This is a genomic window from Variovorax sp. 679 (assembly GCF_003952185.1).
In the GTDB taxonomy this organism is placed as follows: Bacteria; Pseudomonadota; Gammaproteobacteria; order Burkholderiales; family Burkholderiaceae_C; genus Variovorax.
The window spans coordinates 201,484-223,842 of sequence record NZ_RXFS01000008.1; the positions used below are offsets into that span (position 1 = coordinate 201,484).

A 22,359-nucleotide genomic window follows, 5' to 3' on the forward strand; every position below is an offset into this window, starting at 1 on the left:
CCCACAAAGCAAAAAAGCCGCCCTTGCCGGGCGGCTTTTTTGTTTGCGCGGAAGACGCTCAGGCTGCGATCGCGGCGTCGCGCTGGTTCGCGGCTTCGGCCGTCGCCACCAGGATGTCGGCACGGGCCGATGCCAGGGCGCTGTTGCGGGCTTCGTCGCCCATCGCCACGCCCTCGGCGCGCACGATGCGCACGTCGGTGATGCCGAAGAAGCCGAAGACTGCCTTGAGGTAGCTCTCCTGGTGTTCCATGGCCTGGCCGCCTTCGCTGGTCGAATAGACGCCACCGCGGCTGGAGGCGACGATGATGGTCTTGCCGCCGGCCAGGCCCACGGGGCCCTTGTCGGTGTACTTGAAGGTGCGGCCGACCTGGCCGAGGCGGTCGATCCAGGCCTTCAGCTGCGTCGGGATCGAGAAGTTGTAGAACGGCGTGCCGATGACGACCACGTCCGAGGCCAGGAACTGGCTCACCAGCTTTTCGGACAGAGCGTTCTCGCGCACCTGGGCTTCGGTGGGCTGGGCCTGCACGCCGATCTTGATGCCCAGCGCGTCGGCACCGAAGTGCGAGGGAGCGTCGACGGCCAGGTCGAGGTATTCGACGGCGGTGTCGGGATGGGCGGCGCGCCATGCGGTCACGACTTCGGCCGAGAGCAGGCGCGAGGTCGAGTTGGTGCCGAGGATGCTGGAGTCGATGTGGAGCAGCTTCATTTCAATCAATCACTTTCTGTGTTGGCTGTCGGCGCTCAATGTGGCCGGCGGATGTGAGAATTCTATTTTTCGACCGAGTGGGTGATAAGTAGCCAAAAATTGCCTAGATCGTTCCATCTGCAGGACAATGACTGCCATGCAAGACCTCAACGACATGGTTTTCTTCGCCGAAGTGGCCGAGCGCGGCGGCTTCGCGGCCGCCAGCCGGGCACTCGGCATTCCCAAGTCGCGCCTCTCGCGCCGCGTGGCCGACCTGGAAGAGCGACTGGGCGTGCAACTGATGCAGCGCAGCACCCGCCGCCTGTCGCTCACGCCGGCCGGCGAGATCTATCTGCGGCACTCGTCCGCCATGCGCGACGCGGCGCAGGCGGCGGCCGAGGCAGTTGCGCAGGTCCAGACCGAGCCCAGCGGGCTGGTGCGGCTGAGCTGCCCGGTCACCATTGCGCACAGCGGGCTGGCGCAGCTGATGCCGGTCTTCATGGAGCGCTATCCGGCGGTGCGCATCGACATACGGGTGATCAACCGGCCGGTCGACCTGATCGAGGAGGGCATCGACATCGCACTGCGCGTGCGCCCCGTCATAGAAGACAGCACGGTGCTGGTGGCCAAGACCTTCGGCTACAGCCGCGGCGTGCTGGTGGCTAGCCCGGTGCTGCTGGCGCGGCACGGCCCGGTGCAGACGGTGGCCGACCTGGCAAAGCTGCCCACGGCGGCCATGTCGGTCAACGGGGAAGGGCGCAGCGACTGGCGGCTGGAAGGCCCCGACGGCGAGAGCCTTGTTCATTCGCACACCCCGCATTACGTGGCGGACGACCTGGCCACGCTGCAGCTCGGCGCAATAGGCGGCATCGGCGCAACCATGCTGCCCGACTACATGTGCCGTGCCGACGTGGAGGCCGGCCGGCTGGTGCGGCTGCTGCCCGGCTGGGGGCCGCCGCCGGTGGTGGCGCACATGGTGTTTCCGGCACGGCGGGCGCTGGTGCCGGCGGTGCGCAAGCTGATCGACTTCCTGATGGAGCACCTGCAGAGCGCCGACATGCAGATGTTCTAGGGCTCGGGAGGAGTCGTTATGCGGAAAACGTCATATCCAAACAAGCAGATATTCGTTTGGCATTGAAGCAAGGGTTCGCACAATCCGGGGCTCCCATCCAATCCAGGAGCGACCATGGCTACTCTGCGACTCGGCGACACCGCCCCCAATTTCACTCAGGATTCCAGCGAAGGCCCCATCGACTTCTACCAGTGGGCCGGCGATTCGTGGGTCGTGTTCTTCTCGCATCCGGCCGACTTCACGCCCGTGTGCACCACCGAGCTTGGCAAGACCGCGGCACTGTCGGGCGAATTCGCCAAGCGCGGCGTGAAGCCCATCGCGCTGAGCGTCGACCCGGCCACCAAGCACAAGGAATGGATCGGCGACATCAACGACACGCAGAACACCACGGTCAACTTTCCCATCATCGCGGACGCCGACCGCAAGGTTTCCGACCTGTACGACCTGATCCACCCGAACGCCTCGGCCACGGCCACCGTTCGCAGCGTGTTCATCATCGACCCGAAGAAGGTCATCCGCACCACCATCACCTACCCGGCGTCGACCGGTCGCAACTTCGACGAGATCCTGCGCGTGATCGACTCGCTGCAGCTCACCGACAGCCACAAGGTCGCCACCCCCGTGAACTGGAAGGACGGCGACGACGTGGTCATCATCCCGGCCATCCAGGACCCGGCCGAGCTGGCGGAACGCTTCCCCAAGGGCTTCAAGGCCGTGCGCCCGTACCTGCGCATCACGCCGCAGCCGAACAAGTAAGCGGGCAGGACAGCGTCGTCATGCAGACCCGCGTCGTCATCGTGCCCGGTTGGCGCGACTCCGGGCCCGGCCACTGGCAGAGCCTGTGGGAGGAGCGCATTCCGGGCGCCGCGCGCGTGGTGCAGGACGACTGGGCCTCGCCCAAGCGCGAAGCATGGGTCTCGACGCTGGCGAAGCTGATCCTCGACAGCCCCGGCCCGGTGGTGATCGCGGCGCACAGCCTGGGTTGCATCGCCACGGCCCACCTGCCTCCCGAGGCCGCGGCCCGCATCCAGGGCGCGTTGCTGGTCGCACCCGCCGACCCCGAGCGCCGCGCCGTGCTCTCCGACTTCGCGCCCGTGCCGTACGCCGCGCTGCCGTACCGCAGCATCGTGGTGGCCAGCAGCAACGATCCGTACTGCCCGATCCGTCTTGCCGGCGCGTATTCGCGCGCCTGGGGCAGCGAGTTCGTGCGGATGCAGAATGCGGGCCACATCAACATCGATTCGGGGCACGGAGACTGGCCGCTGGGCTTAGCCTTGCTCCAGTCTTTGACCGACGAGCCCGCCGCATGGTCGGCGGGCCGTGAATTTTCAGAAAACCTGGCAACCACATGACTTCCAGAATCAAGACCTTCGTCGCCGTGCTCGCGCTGGCGTCCTCCGCACTCGCCGGCAGCACCGCCTTCGCGCAAGGCACCGGGCTGCTGAACGCCTCCTACGACGTGGCCCGCGAGTTCTACAAGGACTACAACGCGGCCTTCGTGGCGCACTACAAGAAGGCGACCGGCAAGGACGTGAAGATCGACCAGTCGCATGGCGGCTCCAGCGCGCAGGCCCGCGCGGTGGCCGACGGCCTCGACGCCGATGTGGTCACGATGAACACCTCCACCGACATCGACTTCCTCGCCAACGCCGGCGTGGTCGCCAAGGACTGGAACAAGAAATTCCCCGAGAACGCAGCGCCGACCACGTCGACCATGCTGTTCCTGGTGCGCAACGGCAACCCCAAGGGCATCAAGGACTGGGACGACCTGGTCAAGCCCGGCGTGCAGGTCGTGATCGTCAACCCCAAGACCGGCGGCAACGGCCGCTACGCCTACCTGGCCGCCTGGGGCTACATCAAGAAGAAGGGCGGCACCGACGCCCAGGCCGCCGAGTTCGTCGGCAAGCTGTTCAAGAACGTGCCTGTGCTGGCGCGCGGCGGCCGCGACGCGACCACCGCCTTCCTGCAACGCAACATCGGCGATGCGCTGATCACCTTCGAATCGGAAGTGGTGTCCATCGACCGCGAATTCGGCACCGGCAAGGTCGACTCTGTCTACCCGTCGATCAGCATCGTGGCCGAGAACCCGGTGGCCGTGGTCGAGCGCACCGTCGCCAAGAAGGGCACCGGCGAACTCGCCAAGGCTTACCTCGACTGGCTGTATTCCGAAGAAGCGCAGGAAATCGCCGCCAAGCACGCGCTGCGTCCGCGCTCGCAAGCCGTACTCAAGAAGTACGCCTCGACCTTCAAGCCGCTGCAACTCTTCACGGTGCAGGAACTGTTCGGCAGCCTCGGCGAAGCGCAGAAGGTGCACTTCAATGACGGCGGCCAGTTCGACAAGCTGTATACGCCCGGCGGCAAGTAAATGAGCGGCGCTGTTACTTCGGCGCTCCCGTCCGCGGGAGCGCCTTTTTCGCGTGCCAACCGGGCAGGGGGCGCCAAGCGCGTGCTGCCCGGTTTCCACATCACGCTCGGCTTCTCGATTCTTTACCTGAGCCTGATCGTGCTGATCCCGCTGTCGGCGCTGGTCTTCAAGACCTTCACGCTGAGCTGGGAGCAATTCTGGGTGGCCGTGACCGCACCTCGCGTGATGGCCTCGTACCGCCTGACCTTCGGCGCATCGCTGTTCGCGGCCATCGTGAATGCGGTGTTCGGCCTGCTGGTGGCCTGGGTGCTGGTGCGCTACAAGTTTCCGGGCAAGCGCATCGTCGATGCGCTGGTCGACCTGCCTTTCGCGCTGCCGACTGCCGTGGCCGGCATTTCGCTGACCGCGCTGCTCGCGGGCAACGGATGGGTCGGGCAGCTGCTCGAGCCGCACGGCATCAAGCTGGCATTCACGCCGGCGGGCGTGGTCATCGCGCTGATCTTCATCGGGCTGCCCTTCGTGGTGCGCACGGTGCAGCCGGTGCTCGAAGACGCCGAGAAAGAGCTGGAAGAAGCCGCCACCTCGCTGGGCGCGACGCGCCTGCAGACCTTCACCAAGGTGATCTTCCCGTCGATCGGGCCTGCGCTGTTCACCGGTTTTGCCATGGCGTTCGCGCGCGCCATCGGCGAGTACGGCTCGGTGATATTCATCGCGGGCAACATGCCGATGATCTCGGAGATCACGCCGCTCATCATCATCGGCAAGCTGGAGCAATACGACTACGCGGGCGCCACTGCCGTTGCGCTGGTGATGCTGGTCATTTCGTTCATCCTGCTGCTGGTCATCAACGGCCTGCAGGCATGGCAGCGTCGCCGCGCGGGAGCCTGACATGAGCGCACCATCCAAAGTCATTCGCCGCGCGCAGGCCGGCACCACCGAATCCGCCTGGGTGCGCTGGACGCTGATCGGCCTTGCGCTCGGGTTCATGTTCCTGTTCCTCGTGCTGCCGCTGGCCGCCGTGGCAACCGAGGCGCTGCGCAAGGGCCTCAACGCCTACCTCGACGCGCTGAAGGAGCCCGACGCCTGGAGCGCCATCCGCCTCACGTTGATCACGGCCGCCATCGCGGTGCCGATGAACCTCGTGTTCGGTGTGGCCGCGGCATGGGCCGTCGCCAAGTTCGAGTTCCGCGGCAAGGCCTTTCTCACCACGCTGATCGACCTGCCGTTCGCGGTGTCGCCGGTGGTGGCGGGCCTGATCTACGTGCTGGTGTTCGGCGCGCAGGGCTGGCTCGGTCCGTGGCTGGCCGAGCACGACATCAAGATCATCTTCGCCGTGCCCGGCATCGTGCTGGCCACCGTGTTCGTGACCTTTCCGTTCATCGCGCGCGAACTCATTCCGCTGATGCAGGCACAGGGCACCGACGAGGAACAGGCCGCCATCGTGCTCGGCGCGACCGGCTGGCAGACCTTCTGGCGCGTGACGCTGCCCAACATCAAGTGGGGCCTGCTGTACGGCGTGATCCTGTGCAACGCGCGCGCCATGGGCGAGTTCGGCGCGGTGTCGGTGGTGTCTGGCCACATCCGCGGCCAGACCAACACCATGCCGCTGCACGTGGAAGTGCTCTACAACGAATACCAGTCGGTGGCCGCGTTCGCCGTGGCCTCGCTGCTGGCGATCCTGGCGCTGGTCACGCTGGTGATCAAGTCGGTCATCGAGTGGCGCCACGAGCGCGAGATGAAAGCCATTGCCGAGCTGCCCCCGGAACGGCCCCCTGAAACCACGGCGGCCTGAGCCTGAGAGAGAAGAAATCATGAGCATCGAAATCCGCAACATCAGCAAGCAGTTCGGCGATTTCCGCGCGCTGCGCGACGTGAGCCTCGACGTCGATTCGGGCGAACTGGTCGCTCTGCTCGGCCCCTCGGGCTGCGGCAAGACCACGCTGCTGCGCATCATCGCGGGGCTGGAGACGGCCGACACCGGCAGCATCCTGTTCTCGGGCGAGGACACCACCGACGTGCACGTGCGCGAGCGGCAGGTGGGCTTCGTGTTCCAGCACTACGCGCTGTTCCGCCACATGACCGTGTTCGAGAACGTGGCCTTCGGCCTGCGCGTGAAGCCGCGCAAGGAGCGCCCGAGCGACGCGCAGATCAAGGCCAAGGTGACCGACCTGCTTAAGCTCGTACAGCTCGACTGGCTGGCCGACCGCTACCCGTCGCAGCTCTCGGGCGGCCAGCGCCAGCGCATTGCGCTGGCCCGCGCGCTGGCGGTGGAGCCCAAGGTGCTGCTGCTCGACGAACCCTTCGGCGCGCTCGACGCCAAGGTGCGCAAGGAACTGCGCCGCTGGTTGCGCCGGCTGCACGACGAATTGCACGTCACATCGATCTTCGTCACGCACGACCAGGAAGAAGCGCTCGAAGTGGCCGACCGCGTGGTGGTCATCAACAAGGGGCAGATCGAGCAGGTCGGCTCGCCGCAGGAGGTGTGGGACCAGCCGGCCAGCCCGTTCGTCTACGGCTTCCTGGGCGACGTGAATCTCTTCCACGGCCGTGCCGACAACGGCGCGGTGCAGCTCGACGGCATGCGCCTCGAGTCGCCCGAGCACAGCGAGGCGCGCGATGCCAAGGCGCGCGCCTACGTTCGCCCGCATGACATCGACGTGACACGCTACGTGACCGGTGCCTCGGGCATCGTCGCCACGCTGTCGCGCGCGATCGTCGTCGGACCCATCGCGCGGCTGGAACTTGAGCCCACGGAATCGAATCCAGATAATCCGGGCTCCGGAACCATCATCGAAGCGCAACTCCCTGCGCAACAGTTCCGCGACCTGGGCTTGAAGGAAGGCGACACCGTCGTCGCTAATCCACGCAAGGCCAGGGTGTTCGTAGAAGAAGATTGGGTATCTCCTTGATCGCTTGGTACTTCGGCGCGCCGCGCCGCGCGTTTGGTCTGATCTGCCTTGCCTGCGTCCTGATGCTGGCTTTCGGGCTCTACCTGCAGCACGTGGTCGGGCTCGAACCCTGTCCCATGTGCATCGTCCAGCGTTATGCGCTGGTGCTGGTGGCGCTGTTCACCGGGCTGGCTGGCGTGTTCCGCAACGTGGGCCTTCGAGCCCTGAGCGGAGTGCTCGCGTTGGTGGCGGCGGTGGGCGGTGCCTACACGGCAGCCTCGCAGAGCTGGCTGCAGTGGTATCCGCCCGAAGTCGTGTCCTGCGGGCGCGACCTCTACGGAATGATCGAGACCTTCCCGCTGAAGCGCGCGCTGCCGATGATCTTCCGCGGCGGCGGCGACTGCTCGAAGATCGACTGGTCGCTGTTCGGCCTGACGCTGGCGAACTGGTCGTTCATCGCGTTCGTGGTGTTGTCGCTGCTGCTGATCACGCTGCTGCTTCGTTCGCGACGCGCGCGCTGAGCATTCCCGCCCGCCGTTCTGAAGCCGCCCCCGGCCGAGGGCGGCTTTTTCACATCGCCGGGTTCAGTTGTACCAACCCTGGCCAGAGAAGCCGCAGGTCAATTCCTGGATCAGGCTGCGCCAATACCAGCGGCTCGCGCAACTGTCGGCGATTGCGGTGTTCACCGGCTGATCCATTTCCGGCTTGGCCGGTGCAACCAGGCTCAGCAGGTCTTGCCGGGCCGATGCCTCTTCCATCTTGATCTTCGATGCAGGCGCGCCGACGCTGGCGATGATGCCCGTCGTCTGCAGCGCGTCGCTGTCCTGCGGCGTATGGGCCGCTCCCGCGGTGCCGCTGAATGCCAGCAGCGTTGCAACCGCGCCTGCCAGTGCTGCGTTGCGCAGCAGCGTGTTCGACTGTTTGAATTTCATGGTCGTTTCCCTTCCTTGAACTTTCGGTTTATGCACGGCAACAGGCCGTGCAATCGAAAAATTTAGGCCACCGGAAAGCGCCGTGACAGTGCAGAAAGTCACGCTCTCGTAACGCTGCGAATCGGTTTGTCGCCAGGCCACGGGGCTTTAAAGAATCTTCAGTAAACGCGGCTAGGATGACATCGGACCCCCTGGTTCCTTGCCACTTTTGCGCAGCCTGTCCGCCACGCAACGTCACTCCGGTTCCCCCCGCATGCCCACTATCCAACCCCGGCGATCACGCAAACTTGTCATCGGCATTGCCGTTCTCGTCGTGCTGGCGGTCATCGCCTCCTTCTGGCTGAGCCCGGCCAGAAAGGTCGAATACCTCACTGCCACCGTGCAGCGCACCGACCTCGAGAACGCCGTGCTGGCCACCGGCGTGCTGCAGGCGCTCAAGCAGGTGGAGGTGGGGGCGCAGGTGAGCGGCCAGCTCAAGTCGCTGAAGGTGGTGCTCGGGCAGACGGTGAAGAAGGGCGACTGGCTGGCCGAGATCGACCCCGTCATCTCGCAGAACACCTTCGCGCAGGAACAGGCCAAGCTCGACAACCTGCAGGCGCAGAGGCTCGCGAAGGAAGTACGTGTCAAGCAGGCGCAGCTCACCTGGACGCGCCAGCAGGAAATGCTCGCGCAGGACGCGGCCGCGAAGCAGGACATGGAAAGCGCCGACGCCGAGCTGCGCGCGCTGCGTGCCGACGCGGTGTCGCTGGAGGCGCAGATCCGCCAGCAGAAGCTGGCCGTGGCCTCGGCGCAGCAGAACCTCTCGTACACGCGCATCGTCGCGCCCATCGACGGCGACGTGGTTTCCATCAACACGCTCGAAGGGCAGACAGTGGTCGCCGCCTTCCAGGTGCCCACGCTGATGAAGCTGGCCGACCTCTCGACCATGACCGTCAAGGCGCAGGTGTCCGAGGCCGACGTGGTGCGCGTGAAGCCGGGGCAGCCGGTGTACTTCACCATCCTCGGCGACCCCGACAAGCGCTACCACGGCACGTTGCGCTCGGTGCAGCCCTCGCCCGAGAAGATCAACAACGCCGTGTTCTTCAACGCATTGTTCGACGTGCCCAACCCCGACCGCACGCTGCGCGTGGACATGACGGCCCAGGTCGCCATCCTGCTGGGCGAGGCGAAGCAGGCTCTGACCGTGCCGCTCACGGCGCTGGGCACGCGCGACAAGGACGGCCGCCAGGAAGTGCGCGTGCTCAAGGCCGACCAGACCGTGGAAACGCGGAAGGTGCGCGTCGGCATCGCCAACAACTTCCAGGCGCAGGTGCTCGAAGGTCTGAAGGAAGGCGACAACGTCATCACTGGCGATGCTTCGGCGGTGCTGGAGCGTGGCGAGACCGGCGACAACGGCAACGGCGGCGGACGGGGCAAGCGCTGATGACGCAGGAGCCGAAGACGCCACTGCTGGCCCTGCGCGGCATCGGCCGCAGCTTTCCCTCGGGCGAGCAGGAAGTGCAGGTGTTGAAGGACGTGAACCTCGACATCGGCAACGGGGAAATGCTGGCCATCGTCGGCGCCTCGGGCTCCGGCAAGTCGACGCTGATGAACATCCTCGGCTGCCTCGACCGGCCGAGCACGGGCACCTACACCGTCTCGGGCCAGGACGTGGGCGCGCTCGACAGCGATGCGCTGGCCGAGCTGCGCCGCGAGCACTTCGGCTTCATCTTCCAGCGCTACCACCTGATGCAGCACCTGACGGCGACCGGCAACGTCGAGGTGCCCGCCGTGTACGCGGGCACCGACGGCCAGGCACGCGACTCGCGTGCACGCCAGCTGCTCGAGCGGCTGGGGCTGGGCGACCGCACCGAGCACCGGCCCAGCCAGTTGTCGGGCGGCCAGCAGCAGCGCGTGAGCATTGCGCGCGCGCTCATGAACGGCGGGCAGGTGATCCTGGCCGACGAGCCCACCGGCGCGCTCGACAGCCGCAGCGGCCAGGAGGTGATCGGCATCCTGCGCGAGCTGCATGCGCAGGGCCACACGATCATCATCGTGACGCACGACATGCAGGTGGCAAGCTGCACCGAACGCATCATCGAGATTGCCGACGGCGTGATCGTGGGCGACCGGCCCAACGTGCCGACCGTGATGGAGCCGACGCACGAAGTGCGGGCGAGCGCGGCGCCGCCTGCAGCGATGACCAGGCCCAGGCTGGGCATCGCGCACTTCAGCACCGGCTGGTCCCGTTTTGCCGAAGCCTTCCGCATGGCATGGCGCTCGATGATGGCGCACCGCATGCGCACGGCGCTCACCATGCTGGGCATCATCATCGGCATCACCTCGGTGGTGTCGATCGTGGCCATCGGGGAGGGCGCCAAGCGCTACGTGCTGTCGGACATCCGCGCCATCGGCACCAACACGCTCGACGTGTACCCGGGCCGCGATTTCGGCGACGACAAGGCCACGAGCATCCGCACGCTCATACCCTCCGACCTCGATGCCATCGCGGCGCAGCCCTACGTGCACAGCGTGACGCCCACGACCTCGCGCAGCCTGCGGCTGCGCTACCGCAGCGTGGACATCAACGGCACGGTGAACGGCGTGAGCGACAGTTTCTTCCGCGTGCGCGACATGCAGATGGCCAGCGGCGCGGCCTTCACCACCTCCGACGTGCGCCATCAGTCGCAGGTGGTCGTGATCGACCAGAACACGAAGCGCAAGCTGTTTCCCGACGGCACCGAGCCGGTGGGCAAGATCATCCTGGTGGGAAGCCTGCCGTGCACGGTGATCGGCGTGGCGCAGGAGAAGAAGACGGTGTTCGGCGACGGCAACAAGTCGCTCAACATCTGGCTGCCCTACAGCACCGGCGCGAGCCGCCTCTTCGGGCAGCAGCACTTCGACAACATCACGGTGCGCATCCGCGACGACCAGCCCACCAAGGCGGCCGAGGACAGCATCGTCAAGCTGCTCACGCTGCGCCATGGCACCAAGGATTTCTTCACCTTCAACATGGACAGCATCGTCAAGACGGCGGAGCGCACCAGCCAGTCGCTCACGCTGCTGCTGTCGCTCATCGCGGTGATCTCTCTGGTGGTGGGCGGCATCGGCGTGATGAACATCATGCTGGTGTCGGTGACCGAGCGCACGCGCGAGATCGGCATCCGCATGGCGGTGGGCGCGCGCCAGAGCGACGTGCTGCAGCAGTTCCTGACCGAGGCGGTGCTGGTGTGCCTGGTGGGCGGCCTGATCGGCGTGACGCTCTCGTACGGCATCAGTTTCCTGTTCTCGCTTCTCGTCAAGCAATGGCAAATGATCTTCTCCATCGGCGCCGTGGTTTCGGCATTTCTCTGCGCGTCGCTGATCGGCGTGCTGTTCGGCTACCTGCCGGCGCGCAACGCGGCGCGGCTGGACCCCATCGAGGCGCTGGCTCGTGAGTAGGGCGCGTCTTCTGTCCGCGGTGGCCGCAGCCGTGCTGGCGCTCGGCGGGTGCACCCTGTTCAAGCCGCAGCCGCGCGAGCAGCGACCGCTGGAAGTTCCGCAGGGCTGGCAGCAGTCGCCCGGTGCAGGCAGCGCGGCGGCGACGATCTCCGCGAGATGGTGGACGGCCTTCAACGACCCTCAGCTCGACGGCCTGATCGACAACGCGCTACGCACCAACAACAACCTGGCCGCCGCGGGCATCCGCGTGCAGCGCGCGCAGCTGCAGGCCGGCCTCGCGAACACCAACCTCACACCCGGCGTGGTCGGGCAGGCCGCCACCAATCGCAGCTACGACCTCAAGCGCGGCGGAGTGACCGGCTCCACGTCGAGCACGCTGGTGACGCTGAGCTACGAGCTCGACCTGTGGGGCCGGCTCTCGGCGCTGCGCAGCGCCGCCGACTGGGAACTGAAGGCCACCGAATCCGACCGCCAGGCCACGGCGCTTGCGCTGGTCGGAACCACGGCCGGGCTCTATTGGCAGACCGGCTATCTGAACCAGCGCATCGCGCTGAGTGAGGCCGGCATGGAAGATGGCCGCCGCATCCTCGCGCTGGCGCGCGTGAAGTACGCCGCGGGCGCCGTGTCGGGACTGGACGTGGCGCAGGCCGGCCAGAACCTCGCCACGCAGGAAGCGGCGCACACCCAGCTGCTGCAGCAGCGCGTGGAGGCGCGCAATGCGCTGGCGATCGTGTTCGACCAGCCGCCCGAGCAGATGGCCGCCGAGCCTGCGCAACTGCCCGACATCGCGCTGCCGGCCATCGACGCCGGCGTGCCCGCCAGCCTGCTGGGCCGCCGGCCGGACCTGCGCGCCGCCGAACAGCGGCTGCGCAGCGCGCTGGCGAACGTCGACGCCACGCGCACCGGCTTCTATCCGGCGCTGAGCCTGACGGGTTCGCTCGGCACCTCGAGCACCGCGCTGGGCGAACTGCTGAAGAACCCCGTGGGCACGCTGGGCGCGGGGCTGACCTTGCCGTTCCTGCAATGGAACACCGCGCGGCTGACCGTGGCCGTGTCGCAGACGCAGTACGAAGAAGCGGTTGTGGGCTTCAGGCAGTCGCTCTACACGGCGCTGTCGGAAGTCGAGAACGCCTTGTCGTCGCGCACGCAACTGCGCGACGAGAGCGAAAAACTCGTGCTGGCGCTGCAGGAGGCGCAGCGCGCCGAACGCCTGTCGGAGGTGCGTTACCGCGCCGGTGCGACCGCGCTGCAGCCGGTGCTCGACGCAAAGGACCGGCGCCGCACGGCCGAGGTGTCGCTGGCCCAGAACCGGCTGAACCAGCTCAACGCCACGATGACGCTCTACAAGGCGCTGGGCGGCGCGGCGATTGCGCTGTAGCCGGCCGTGTCGGCTTGTTCAGTCCTGGAACGGCGGCTTCTTCGCCAGCTTGCGGAACAGCAGCAAGGGCAGCCGCAGGACGAACTCGACCATCAGCCGTGCATGCATCCAGGTGAGCAGCACGTTGTCGCGGCCGTAGCGGAAGTGCGAAACCCCGCCTTCCTCGGCCGTCAGGTATTTCACCGGCGCGTCGATGTTCACCGGCTTGACGCCGCGCCAGGCCAGCCGCACGACGGCTTCGGTGTCGAAGTCGAAGCGGCGCATCCACGGCTGGCGTTCCATCACCGCGATCAGGTCGGTCACCGGGTACACGCGAAAGCCGTAGAGCGAATCGCCGACGCCTGCGAACAACGTTTCGAGCTGTGTCCATCCGTTCGACACGCGCCGTCCGCGCACACGCAGCAAGGGCGCGCTGGCGTCGAACACCGGGCGCCCCAGCACCATCGTCTCGGGCCGTGCCAGCGATGCCTGCATGAATGCGGGAATGAGGTCGGCCGGATGCTGGCCATCGGAGTCCATCGTCAGCGCGTGCGTGAAACCCGCGTCCTTCGCGGCGCGCAGGCCGTGCAGCACCGCCGAGCCCTTGCCCTGGTTCTGCGGCAGCACCCACACGCGCAGGCCCGGATCGCCTGCGGCCATCTGCTGCAGGCGCTCGCCCGTGCCGTCGTCGCTGCCGTCGATCACCACCCACACCGGGCTCCACTGCGCGCGGGCGGCCGCGACCGTCGAGAACAGCCGCTCGCCGGTGTTGTAGCTGGGGATCAGGACAAGGTGTGTGCGCGAGGCGTCTGGCATTCGGGGGACGCGTCGGTGGCGCGCTGCTCCATGTTTTGTCGGAAATATTGTTCGAGTTCGGCCTGCAGCACGTCGCTGTCCTGCGTGGGCGAAAAGCGCTTGCCCAGCCGCAGCGTGAAGACGATCGGCAGCGGCGGCACGCGCCACAGCGGCCAGCCCTTGGCGAGATAGGGCGAGTCGGTGTCGATGAACACCGTTTGAATGGGCGCCTGCGCCAGCTTGGCGATCAGCGTGGTGCCGGGGCGGAAGGGGTTGAGCGGCGGCGTCACCGTGCGCGTGCCCTCGGGGAAGATCACCAGCTGGCCGCCGTTGCGCAGGTCGTTCACCGCCAGCCGCACCATCGTGCGCGCCGACTTGTTGCTGATGTAGCGCGCCAGCCGGGCGCCCGCACCCAGGAAGATGTTGCCCATCAGGTCGGCCTTCATGATGCAGGCGCTGCGCGGCAGCCGCGACACCAGCAGCAGCGCGTCGAGCATGGTCGGGTGGTTGGCCACGAAGATCACGCCGGGCTCCTTGCGCATCGGGTCGAGGCAGGTGGCGTCGATGCGCATCATGCCGGTCACCGAGGCAAGCCACCAGAACATGCGGTAGGCGAAGGCGATGGTCATGCGGCCCAGCGTGCGGGCGGGAGCCGCCGGCATCACCGGGTGGATGAGCATGGCGAAGACGTTCCAGACCAGCGAGATCAGGCCCAGGAACAGCAGCAGCGCGTAGAGCATCAACGCGAGCGGAATCGACGTGAGAAATCGCAGCACGCGAGTCATTGGATCGGTAAATCGGACGAGGCGCGATCGGACAACGACCGCTCAGGCCCGCAGCCGGCCGGCCGCGACCGTGTGGGCCTCGATCTCGACCAGCAGGTCGCTGCGGCAGATGTCGGCCTCGAGGTACACGGCGTGGCGCGCCATCGGCGCATCGGCGCCGAGCGCGCCTTCGAGAATGTCGCGCACCGTCTCGGTGTCCGACGGATGCCGCACGTAGACCACGCAGTCGAGCTCGGCCAGCGAGAACTTCGCGCTGCAGCGTTCGTTGGCAGCATCGATCACCGCCTGCAGGTTGCGCAGGGTTTCGCGCGTCTGTTCCTGCACGTCGCCGTGGTGCACGGTCTCGTGGCCGACGATGCTCGCGGTGCCGGAGATGAAGAGGGCGATGTTGCCGTCGCCGATGTCCGCCAGCGCGGCGCGGGAAAAGGTCGGCGAGCGCGGGCCATAGGTTTCGGGATAGCGGTAGGCCGAGACCTGCCGCGGGTTCTCGACCGGCAGCGGCGCCTGCTGGCCGGCCAGGAAGCGGATCGACAGCGCGCCCTGGTGGATGCCCAGGGCGCAGGCCGCCGGCGCCCCTTCGAAGGCGGCCCGGCCGGCTTCGAGGAAGGCTTCCTGCCGGCCCAGGTTGAACTGGCGGTAGCGCTCCAGCCCGCCGCCGTCGGCGTTGATCTGCGGCAGGTAGTTCCAGATGCGCTGCAGGTGCGGCGTGCCGGCCTGGTCGAGCGTCTTGAACAGGTCGCGGTAGGCTCGGTGCGCGAGCTCGGCGAGGCCCTGCTTTTCGGTGGCCTCGTCGAGGTCGATGGCGCCGAGCAGCCAATGGCCGTCGGTGCGCCAGCGCGCGATGCCGGTGGTGCCCGACCTGACGTGCGGGCCGCTGCTCACGTGCCAGACGTCGGCCATGGCGCCGTTGGACGACAGAACGCGCGCGTTGACCGTCGGCATCCAGGCCACGCCGTGCGGCGTGCCGTAGCCGAGCGCCGCGAAGGGCGCCTTGCCGTCGGCGGCCAGCGCCAGGCTGGCCGGCATCGAAAGGCGCTCGACGCGCAGATGGGAAATGGAGGTTTCGTCCTGAGCTCGCACTGTCAGCTGGCCTCGACGGCGTGTTCTGGTTTGATGGCGGTGTAGGCGGAGAAGACACCGAGGCTCGCGTGCCGGCGAACGTCGCGCAAGCCCGCGTCGGCCAGCGCCTGCATCACCCGCTCGGGGGGAATGCAGGCCTCGATCGTGTCCCAGTAGTAGCGCCACAGTTCGGATGTGTTGCGCTGGCGGCCGACCACGCGGGCGATCAGCGGCACCACGGCGCGCATGTAGCCCTTGAGCAGCGCGGTTGCGACACGGCCCTCGGGCTTGGTGATTTCGAGCACCGCCACGCGCCCGCCGGGGCGCAGCACGCGGTGGAACTCGCTGAAGGCGGCCGCCACGTCGCTGATGTGGCGCATGGCGTAGCCCATGCTCACGAAGTCGCAGCTGGCGTCGGGCCGGGGCAGGGCCTCGGCCACGCCGCGCACCAGCTGGACGCCGGGCAGCCTGACCTGGCTCATCATGCCGGGGCTGGGATCGACGCCTACGAGCTGGCCGGTGGAACCGATGAGTTTCAGCGCCTCGCGGGCCACGAGCCCGGTGCCGATGCCCACGTCCAGAACCCGCATGCCCGCTGCGAGGCCGGCTTCCCGCAGCGCAGCACGGCGGTACGAAGGGCCGGTGCCGAAGGCCAGCACGCTCTCGATGCGGTCGTAGTCGGCAGCCGTGCTGTCGAAGATGCGCCGCAGGAACGCCTGGTGCTCCGCCTCGGTGCTGTAGTACAGCGGCAAGGGTGCGTGCGGCGGCAGGGTGTCGGGATTCCCGGGCCCGACGGAAGGCGATGGCGTCATCGAACAATTATCACCAAAAGCCCACGCCCGAATTCCCGGCCCCGGGCGGGCGTTGTGTGCGCCGGACAGTAAACTCGGAGCCTGCTCGGATTGACACAGAAACACAGGACAGCGAGATAGAAAGCCATGGCCGGACATAGCAAGTGGGCGAATATTCAGCACCGGAAGGGCCGCCAGGACGAAAAGCGGGGCAAGCTCTGGACCCGCGCCATTCGCGAGATCACGGTGGCTGCCCGCGCCGGCGGCGCCGATCTGGGCGCCAACCCCCGGCTGCGGCTGGCGGTGGAAAAGGCCAAGGCGGTCAACCTGCCCATCGACACCATCAAGCGCAACATCGACAAGGCCACGGGCAACCTCGAAGGCGTCAATTACGAAGAGATTCGTTACGAAGGGTACGGCATCGGCGGCGCGGCGATCATCGTCGACACCATGACCGACAACCGCGTGCGTACCGTGGCCGAAGTGCGCCACGCCTTTTCCAAGCACGGCGGCAACATGGGCACCGAGGGCTCGGTGGCCTTCCAGTTCAAGCACTGCGGCCAGATCATCTTTGCGCCCGGCACCAGTGAAGACAAGGTGATGGAAGTGGCGCTCGAGGCGGGCGCGGAAGACGTCGTCACCGACGACGACGGCGCCATCGAGGTGATCACCGCCGTGACCGACTTCGAGGCCGTGAAGAACGCGCTCGAAGCCGCCGGCCTGAAGCCCGACGCAGCCGAAGTCACCATGCGCGCCGAGAACACCGTGGACGTGACCGGCGAAGACGCCGCAAGAATGCAGAAGCTTCTCGACGTGCTCGAGGACCTGGACGACGTGCAGGACGTTTATCACAACGCCTCGCTGTCAGAGTGAGCGAGTGAGTTCCTGCCGAATGAATGTTTGTTGAATCACAGCGAGAAATGAAGGCCCGCGAATGAAGGTACTGGTAATTGGGGGAGGGGGCCGTGAACACGCTCTGGCATGGCGACTGGCGCAGGCTGCCCGGGTGAGCCGCGTGTACGTGGCGCCGGGCAACGGCGGCACCGCGAGCGACGAGCGCTACGACTGCATCGACATCACCGAGCCCGCCGCGCTGCGCGAGTGGGCCATCAAGGAAAAGATCGCGCTGACCGTGGTCGGCCCCGAGGCGCCGCTGGCCGCCGGCGTGGTCGACGAGTTCCGCGCGCACGGCCTGCGCATTTTCGGCCCGACGCAAGCGGCCGCGCAGCTCGAGAGTTCGAAGGCTTTCTCCAAGGCCTTCATGAAGCGCCACAAGATCCCGACGGCCGAGTACGAGGCGTTCACCGACGCCGCTGCCGCGCACGCCTACATCGACGCCAAGGGCGCGCCCATCGTCGTCAAGGCCGACGGCCTGGCGGCTGGCAAGGGCGTGGTGGTCGCCATGACCGCGCAGGAAGCGCACGAAGCCGTCGACTTCATGCTGGTCGACAACAAGTTCGGCGTGTCGCACAACGAAGGCGGCGCGCGCGTCGTCATCGAAGAATTCCTGCAGGGCGAGGAAGCCAGCTTCATCGTGCTGTGCGACGGCAAGAACGTGACCGCGCTGGCCACCAGCCAGGATCACAAGCGCCTGCTTGACAACGACGAAGGCCCCAACACCGGTGGCATGGGCGCGTATTCGCCCGCGCCCGTGGTCACGGCCGAAGTGCATGCGCGAGCCATGCGCGAGATCATCCTGCCGACCATCCGCGGCATGGAAAAGGACGGCATTCCGTTCACCGGCTTCCTGTACGCCGGCCTGATGATCGACGCCACGGGCCACCCCAAGACGCTCGAATTCAACTGCCGCATGGGCGACCCCGAGACGCAGCCGATCATGATGCGGCTCAAGTCCGACCTGTTCGAGGTGTTCTGGCATGCCACCGATGGCACGCTCGACCAGGTCGAGCTGCAGTGGGATCGCCGCGTGGCGCTGGGTGTGGTCATGGCCGCGCACGGCTACCCGCTCTCGCCGCGCAAGGGCGACCGCATCACCGGCATCCCGGCCGAGGCGCCCGATGCCGTGGTGTTCCATGCGGGCACCACGCTAGAAAACGGCGAGCTCAAGACCAGCGGTGGCCGCGTGCTCTGCGTGACCGTGCTGGCCGACAGCGTGAAGCAGGCGCAGCAGCGGGCCTACGAGGTTGCTGCACGCGTCAAGTTCGATGGCGCGCAGTACCGCAAGGACATCGGATTCCGCGCGGTGCACGCGCGCAACCCCCACGGCGCCTGATGCAGCAGACCAATCCGGCGGCGGTCGGCGAGTACCTGCGCGGACTGCAGCATTCGATCATCGCGGCGGTCGAGAAGGCCGACGGCGGCACCTGCGTGCGCGATGCCTGGCAGAAGGCGCCCGGCGAGCCGCTGCAGGGCGAGGGGCTCACCTGCATCCTCGAGGGGGGTGAACTTTTCGAGCGCGCGGGCTGCGGCTTCTCGCAGGTGCGCGGGCCCAAGCTGCCGCCCTCGGCCACGCAGAACCGGCCCGAGCTGGCGGGCGCGCCTTTCGAGGCCATGGGCGTGTCGCTGGTGTTCCACCCGCGCAATCCCTACGTGCCCATCGTCCACATGAACGTGCGCATGCTGGCGGCGTTGCCCGAAGGCGGCGAGCCCGTCTGCTGGTTCGGCGGCGGCATGGACCTCACGCCGTGCTACGGCTTCGAGGAAGATGCGGTGCATTTCCACGCCGTGTGCCGCGATGCACTCGCGGCACACGGCGACGACAAGTACCCGCGCTTCAAGACCTGGTGCGACGAGTATTTCTTCCTGAAGCACCGCAACGAGCAGCGCGGCGTCGGCGGCATCTTCTTCGACGATTTCTCCGAAGGCGGCTTCGAGAACGGCTTTGCCATGATCCGTTCGGTGGGTGACGGCTTCCTGCCCGCATACCTGCCGATCGTCGAGCGCCGCCGCGCCACGCCGTACACCGAGCGCGAGCGCAACTTCCAGCTTTACCGGCGTGGCCGGTACGTGGAGTTCAATCTCGTGTGGGACCGCGGCACGCACTTCGGCCTTCAGTCGGGCGGGCGCACCGAATCGATCCTGCTGTCGATGCCGCCGCTGGCGAGCTGGGCCTACCAGCAGCAGCCCGAGCCGGGCAGCCCCGAAGCCGCGCTGTACAGCGACTTCATCGTGCGACGCGACTGGCTGTGAACTCTTCTCCCGGCAAGGCGCAGCGCATAGGCGTTTTCGGCGGCGCGTTCGATCCGCCGCACAACGCCCATGTGGCACTTGCCGAGGCAGCGCTCGCGCAACTCGATCTTGCCGAGCTGCACGTCATTCCCACGGGACAGGCCTGGCACAAGAGCAGGGCGCTCACGCCGAAGGAAGATCGCCTGGCGATGACCCGCCTGGCCTTTTCCGGCCTGAAAGGCACCGTCGTCGTCGACAGCCGCGAAGTGTTGCGAGACGGCCCCACCTACACCCTCGACACCCTGCATGAACTGCAGCGCGAGCAGCCCGGCGCACAGCTGGTGCTGATCATGGGCGCCGACCAGGCGAGCGCGCTGCCGACCTGGCACGGCTGGCAGGATATACTCGGCATTGCTATTGTTTCTGTAGCGTATCGCGCACTATCGACGGGCGGCACTGCCCGTTTTGATCCGAAAACGCTTCTCGGCCTCCCTGCCGGCGCGCGTTTCGAGGCGCTAGAACTGCCTCCCATGGACATCAGCGCCACCGAAATCCGGCGGCGCGCGGCGCTCGGCGTGGACATTTCCTCGCTGGTTCCGCCCACGGTTGCACGCTATATTGACCAACACCACCTCTACCGCTCTGCCTGATGACCACTGAAGCCGCCGCAAAGAAAGACACCCAGAAACTCCAGCGAGCCATCATCGATGGTCTCGAAGACGTCAAGGCGCAGGACATCCAGGTATTCGACACAGAACATCTTTCGCCGCTGTTCGAGCGCGTGATCGTTGCCTCGGGCACCTCCAATCGCCAGACCAAGGCGCTGGCTGCCAGCGTGCGCGACGCGGTACGCGAAGCCGGTTTCGGCAAGCCGCGCATCGAGGGCGAGGACAACGGCGAGTGGATCATCGTGGACTGCGGCGCGGCCGTGGCGCACATCATGCAGCCCGCCATCCGCCAGTACTACCACCTCGAAGAGATCTGGGGCGACAAGCCGGTGCGAGCCAAGCTCGGCGGTGTAAAGCCTGCTGTCGCCACCGCTTCGAAGGCTGGCGCCGAAGAGAAGAAGGCCGCCGCCAAGGCCCCGACGCTGCGCCGTTCGAGCGCCGCCAAGACCGCGATTCGCGCAGCCGAGCAGGAAGCCAAGGCCGGGAAGGCCCCGGCCAAGAAAACGGCTGCAAAGAAAGCCCCTGCCAAGAAGACCACCAACGCGCGCGTGCCGGTCAAGGTCGTGGGCAAGCCCGCTGCCAAGAAACCGGCGGCAAAGAAGACGACGGCCGCCAGGAAGGCGCCAGCCCGCCGCGCATGAAGCTGCTGGTGGTCGCCGTCGGGCAGCGCATGCCCGATTGGGCACAGACTGCCTGGGACGACTACGCCAAGCGCTTCCCGCCCGAACTCAAGCTCGAGCTGCGGGCTGTCAAGACCGAGCCGCGCGGCTCCAAGACGCTTGAAACGCTCTACGCCGCCGAGCGCGAGCGCATCGAGGGGGCGATCGCGCGCGGCATGCGCATCGTCGTGCTCGACGAGCGCGGCACTGCGCTGACCACCAAGGCGCTGGCCGCGCGCCTGCAGACCTGGCAAGGCGAGGGCGATGACGTCGCCCTGGTCATCGGCGGGCCCGACGGGCTCGATCCGGCCTTCAAGGCCGCGGCCCATGAGCGCATCCGTCTGTCCGACCTGACGCTGCCGCACGCGATGGCGCGGGTGCTGCTGGTCGAGCAGCTGTACCGGGCGTGGTCGGTCAATGCGGGCCATCCTTACCACCGCGAATGACGAACGCCGGCGGGCAGGTTGCGTTGCTCGGGGAAAGCGGCCATGCGCTGGTGCCGGCGCTGTTGCCGAACGGGCTGCTGGATGCGGCGGCGCAGTCGCTCGATCACTGGTTGGGGCAGGCGGCGGGTAGCCGCAATCTCCTGGCCCATCCGCCGTGCAGTGAGATGGCCGTCGAGGTCAAGGCGCGGTTGTCCGGCATGGGCCTGCTCGATGCATCGTCGGTGGCCGTGCAATGCACGCTCTTCGACAAGACACCCGACAGGAACTGGCTGGTCGCGCTGCACCAGGACACGTCGATCCCCGCCTCGGTCGCCGGCATGCCCTGTGTCATCAAGGAGGGCGAGCCGTATGTGCAGCCCCCGATCGACGTGCTGCAGTCGTTGCTTGCCGTACGGGTGCACCTGGACGACTGCGGTGTTGATGCGGGGCCGTTGCGCGTCGTGCCGGGCAGTCACCGCGCGGGTCGGCTGGACGGCGACGAAGCGCAGGCGTTGCGGGCAGCCCATGGTGAGACGGTCTGCACTGCGGCGCGCGGCGACGCCTTGCTGATGCGCCCCTTGCTGCTGCATGCGTCGTCACGCGCGAAGTCGCCGGTGCGCCGGCGCGTCCTTCACTTTCTGTTCGGCCCCGCGCGCCTGCCGCAGGGGCTGGTCTGGAACCACATCGTGGCCGGCGAACCGCCATCGCCACAGGAGACTTGAGCCTTGCCGGATTTCATCTACCTCGCCTCGCAGAGCCCGCGCCGCGCCCAGTTGCTCGGCCAGCTCGGCGTCCGCCATGAACTGCTGCTGGCCGATGCCGACGAAGACGCCGAGTCGCTCGAAGCCGTGCTGCCCAACGAGGCCCCGGCTACCTACGTGCAGCGCGTCACCGGCCTGAAGCTCGATGCCGCCGTGGCCCGGATGCGCAGGCGCGGCCTGGCGAATGCTCCGGTGCTCTGCGCCGACACCACGGTTGCCATCGGTCGCACCATCCTCGGCAAGCCCGAGGACGAAAAGGACGCCGCGCGCATGCTGCGAATGCTCTCGGGCGCCACGCATCGCGTGCTGACCGCCGTGGCGCTGCATCACGGCAAGAAGAGCCATGCGGCGCTCAGCGTGTCTCGTGTGCGTTTCGCCGACATCACCAAGGCGCAGATCGCCCGTTATGCCGAAAGTGGCGAGCCGCTGGGCAAGGCCGGCGCGTACGCCATACAGGGCGCCGCAGCCTCATTCGTCGAGCACATCAGCGGGTCCTATTCGGGCATCATGGGCCTCCCCATGTTCGAGACGGCTGGGCTGCTTCGAAACGCCGGTTTCAATACTTAAG

The 22,359-nt window shown here is 67.2% G+C and carries 25 protein-coding genes; 19 read left to right on the forward strand and 6 right to left on the reverse strand.

The annotated features are described in order from the left end of the window. Window positions 1-58: 58 nt before the first annotated feature. Window positions 59-706 (reverse strand): NAD(P)H-dependent oxidoreductase, encoded by a 648-nt coding sequence (locus EJO71_RS21865; RefSeq protein WP_125950764.1) that lies wholly within the window; start codon window positions 704-706, stop codon window positions 59-61. Between the two features lie 136 nt (window positions 707-842). Here EJO71_RS21865 and EJO71_RS21870 point away from each other — a divergent pair, with 136 nt between their 5' ends. The 8 genes from EJO71_RS21870 to EJO71_RS21905 all read left to right on the forward strand — a co-directional run bounded on the left by EJO71_RS21870 (window position 843) and on the right by EJO71_RS21905 (window position 7,531). Then, on the forward strand, window positions 843-1,757 hold the full coding sequence (locus EJO71_RS21870) for a LysR family transcriptional regulator (RefSeq protein WP_125950765.1): 915 nt from the start codon (window positions 843-845) through the stop codon (window positions 1,755-1,757). 114 nt (window positions 1,758-1,871) lie between these two features. After that, window positions 1,872-2,513 (forward strand): peroxiredoxin, encoded by a 642-nt coding sequence (locus EJO71_RS21875; RefSeq protein WP_125950766.1) that lies wholly within the window; start codon window positions 1,872-1,874, stop codon window positions 2,511-2,513. Window positions 2,514-2,533: 20 nt separating this feature from the next. Beyond that, window positions 2,534-3,109, forward strand: a complete 576-nt coding sequence (locus EJO71_RS21880; protein ID WP_125950767.1) for an alpha/beta hydrolase — start codon at window positions 2,534-2,536, stop codon at window positions 3,107-3,109. Continuing rightward, complete coding sequence (locus tag EJO71_RS21885; protein WP_125950768.1) at window positions 3,106-4,122, forward strand: sulfate ABC transporter substrate-binding protein; 1,017 nt, start codon at window positions 3,106-3,108, stop codon at window positions 4,120-4,122. Before EJO71_RS21880 ends, EJO71_RS21885 begins: the two co-directional genes overlap by 4 nt. Further along, the gene (cysT, locus tag EJO71_RS21890) at window positions 4,123-5,010 is read left to right on the forward strand and encodes a sulfate ABC transporter permease subunit CysT (protein WP_125950769.1); all 888 of its coding nucleotides are present in this window, start codon (window positions 4,123-4,125) and stop codon (window positions 5,008-5,010) included. Between the two features lies 1 nt (window position 5,011). Then, the gene (cysW, locus tag EJO71_RS21895) at window positions 5,012-5,914 is read left to right on the forward strand and encodes a sulfate ABC transporter permease subunit CysW (protein ID WP_125950770.1); all 903 of its coding nucleotides are present in this window, start codon (window positions 5,012-5,014) and stop codon (window positions 5,912-5,914) included. A gap of 19 nt (window positions 5,915-5,933) precedes the next feature. Next, complete coding sequence (locus EJO71_RS21900; protein WP_125950771.1) at window positions 5,934-7,031, forward strand: sulfate ABC transporter ATP-binding protein; 1,098 nt, start codon at window positions 5,934-5,936, stop codon at window positions 7,029-7,031. Continuing rightward, window positions 7,028-7,531, forward strand: coding sequence for a disulfide bond formation protein B (locus EJO71_RS21905; RefSeq protein WP_125950772.1), 504 nt, complete (start codon window positions 7,028-7,030; stop codon window positions 7,529-7,531). Before EJO71_RS21900 ends, EJO71_RS21905 begins: the two co-directional genes overlap by 4 nt. Window positions 7,532-7,594: 63 nt before the next feature. Here EJO71_RS21905 and EJO71_RS21910 read toward each other — a convergent pair whose 3' ends face one another. Further along, entirely contained in the window at window positions 7,595-7,942 is a 348-nt protein-coding gene (locus EJO71_RS21910; protein ID WP_125950773.1) for a hypothetical protein, read from the reverse strand. Between the two features lie 253 nt (window positions 7,943-8,195). On the opposite strand from EJO71_RS21910, the gene macA reads away from it, so the two are divergent. Genes macA through EJO71_RS21925 form a run of 3 tightly spaced genes read left to right on the forward strand, consistent with a single transcriptional unit; the run spans window position 8,196 to window position 12,740 of the window. Next, window positions 8,196-9,365, forward strand: coding sequence for a macrolide transporter subunit MacA (gene macA / locus EJO71_RS21915; protein ID WP_125950774.1), 1,170 nt, complete (start codon window positions 8,196-8,198; stop codon window positions 9,363-9,365). Next, entirely contained in the window at window positions 9,365-11,362 is a 1,998-nt protein-coding gene (macB, locus tag EJO71_RS21920; RefSeq protein WP_125950775.1) for a macrolide ABC transporter ATP-binding protein/permease MacB, read from the forward strand. Before macA ends, macB begins: the two co-directional genes overlap by 1 nt. Beyond that, window positions 11,355-12,740 (forward strand): efflux transporter outer membrane subunit, encoded by a 1,386-nt coding sequence (locus tag EJO71_RS21925; protein ID WP_125950776.1) that lies wholly within the window; start codon window positions 11,355-11,357, stop codon window positions 12,738-12,740. Before macB ends, EJO71_RS21925 begins: the two co-directional genes overlap by 8 nt. Before the next feature lie 18 nt (window positions 12,741-12,758). On the opposite strand, the gene EJO71_RS21930 is transcribed toward EJO71_RS21925, so the two are convergent. From EJO71_RS21930 to EJO71_RS21945, 4 genes are read right to left on the reverse strand one after another with little or no spacing between them, the layout of a single operon-like run. Further along, complete coding sequence (locus EJO71_RS21930) at window positions 12,759-13,535, reverse strand: glycosyltransferase family 2 protein (protein ID WP_125950777.1); 777 nt, start codon at window positions 13,533-13,535, stop codon at window positions 12,759-12,761. Then, complete coding sequence (locus tag EJO71_RS21935) at window positions 13,502-14,299, reverse strand: lysophospholipid acyltransferase family protein (protein WP_125950778.1); 798 nt, start codon at window positions 14,297-14,299, stop codon at window positions 13,502-13,504. The genes EJO71_RS21930 and EJO71_RS21935 overlap by 34 nt, the downstream gene beginning before the upstream one ends. Before the next feature lie 42 nt (window positions 14,300-14,341). Further along, window positions 14,342-15,379, reverse strand: a complete 1,038-nt coding sequence (locus tag EJO71_RS21940) for a Rid family hydrolase (protein WP_125950779.1) — start codon at window positions 15,377-15,379, stop codon at window positions 14,342-14,344. A gap of 2 nt (window positions 15,380-15,381) precedes the next feature. Further along, window positions 15,382-16,170: a class I SAM-dependent methyltransferase gene (locus tag EJO71_RS21945; RefSeq protein WP_125950780.1), complete on the reverse strand. Its 789-nt coding sequence runs from the start codon at window positions 16,168-16,170 to the stop codon at window positions 15,382-15,384. Between the two features lie 126 nt (window positions 16,171-16,296). Here EJO71_RS21945 and EJO71_RS21950 point away from each other — a divergent pair, with 126 nt between their 5' ends. From EJO71_RS21950 to EJO71_RS21985, 8 genes are all read left to right on the forward strand, one after another. Then, on the forward strand, window positions 16,297-17,022 hold the full coding sequence (locus tag EJO71_RS21950; RefSeq protein ID WP_125950781.1) for a YebC/PmpR family DNA-binding transcriptional regulator: 726 nt from the start codon (window positions 16,297-16,299) through the stop codon (window positions 17,020-17,022). Window positions 17,023-17,083: 61 nt separating this feature from the next. Beyond that, window positions 17,084-18,382 (forward strand): phosphoribosylamine--glycine ligase, encoded by a 1,299-nt coding sequence (gene purD, locus EJO71_RS21955; RefSeq protein ID WP_125950782.1) that lies wholly within the window; start codon window positions 17,084-17,086, stop codon window positions 18,380-18,382. Continuing rightward, on the forward strand, window positions 18,382-19,299 hold the full coding sequence (gene hemF / locus EJO71_RS21960) for an oxygen-dependent coproporphyrinogen oxidase (protein WP_125950783.1): 918 nt from the start codon (window positions 18,382-18,384) through the stop codon (window positions 19,297-19,299). The genes purD and hemF overlap by 1 nt, the downstream gene beginning before the upstream one ends. Continuing rightward, window positions 19,296-19,928 carry a nicotinate-nucleotide adenylyltransferase gene (nadD, locus tag EJO71_RS21965; protein ID WP_125950784.1) on the forward strand — a complete coding sequence of 211 codons (633 nt, stop codon included), beginning with the start codon at window positions 19,296-19,298 and terminating at the stop codon, window positions 19,926-19,928. Before hemF ends, nadD begins: the two co-directional genes overlap by 4 nt. After that, window positions 19,928-20,587 (forward strand): ribosome silencing factor, encoded by a 660-nt coding sequence (rsfS, locus tag EJO71_RS21970; RefSeq protein WP_125950785.1) that lies wholly within the window; start codon window positions 19,928-19,930, stop codon window positions 20,585-20,587. Before nadD ends, rsfS begins: the two co-directional genes overlap by 1 nt. Next, window positions 20,584-21,051, forward strand: a complete 468-nt coding sequence (gene rlmH, locus EJO71_RS21975) for a 23S rRNA (pseudouridine(1915)-N(3))-methyltransferase RlmH (protein WP_070060813.1) — start codon at window positions 20,584-20,586, stop codon at window positions 21,049-21,051. Before rsfS ends, rlmH begins: the two co-directional genes overlap by 4 nt. Beyond that, the gene (locus tag EJO71_RS21980) at window positions 21,048-21,752 is read left to right on the forward strand and encodes a phytanoyl-CoA dioxygenase family protein (RefSeq protein WP_125950786.1); all 705 of its coding nucleotides are present in this window, start codon (window positions 21,048-21,050) and stop codon (window positions 21,750-21,752) included. The genes rlmH and EJO71_RS21980 overlap by 4 nt, the downstream gene beginning before the upstream one ends. Window positions 21,753-21,755: 3 nt before the next feature. Then, window positions 21,756-22,358 (forward strand): Maf family protein, encoded by a 603-nt coding sequence (locus EJO71_RS21985; RefSeq protein WP_125950787.1) that lies wholly within the window; start codon window positions 21,756-21,758, stop codon window positions 22,356-22,358. The last annotated feature ends 1 nt before the right edge of the window (window position 22,359 follow it).